At 64.4% G+C, this 660-nt stretch carries 1 protein-coding gene; it reads right to left on the bottom strand.

The genetic code is table 11. The features are described from left to right. Window positions 1-660, bottom strand: a 660-nt coding sequence (locus IF47_RS0126865) for a cbb3-type cytochrome c oxidase subunit I (protein ID WP_031511643.1), incomplete at both ends; no start/stop codon positions are given.

The raw sequence follows: 660 nt of genomic DNA, 5'->3' as shown, positions 1-660 counted from the left end.
CCGCTCGTCGAGCATCTTGCCGGTGAACTTCGGCCACCAGAAGTGGAAGCCGGCGAACATCGCGAACACCACGGTGCCGAAGACCACGTAGTGGAAGTGGGCGACGACGAAGTAGCTGTCGTGGACGTGGAAGTCCAGCGGCGGGGAGGCCAGCAGCACACCGGTCAGGCCGCCGAAGAGGAACGTGACCATAAAACCGATGGACCACAGCATCGGCGTCTCGAAGGAGAGCGAGCCGCGCCACATCGCCCAGACCGTGATCGACAGACCGGCGATCGCGATCGTCGCGGCCACCAGACCCACGTAGCCGAAGATCGGCTTGCGGGAGAAGACCGGGACGACCTCACTGACGATGCCGAAGAACGGCAGGGCCAGGATGTAGACCTCGGGGTGGCCGAAGAACCAGAACAGGTGCTGCCAGAGCAATGGTCCGCCGTTGGAGGCGTCGAAGATGTGACCGCCGAACTTGCGGTCGTACTCCAGCGCGAAGAGCGCGGCGGCCAGCACCGGGAAGGCCAGCAGGATCAGCAGACCGGTCAGCAGGACGTTCCAGGTGAAGACCGGCATGCGGAACATCGTCATGCCCGGCGCGCGCATGCAGATGATCGTGGTGATGAAGTTGACCGAGCCCAGGATGGTGCCGAAGCCGCTCAGGCCCAG

This window comes from Streptomyces megasporus (genome assembly GCF_000718985.1).
GTDB classification, from domain to species: domain Bacteria; phylum Actinomycetota; class Actinomycetes; order Streptomycetales; family Streptomycetaceae; genus Streptomyces; species Streptomyces megasporus.
This window is presented reverse-complemented; position numbering and strand designations above follow the sequence as displayed.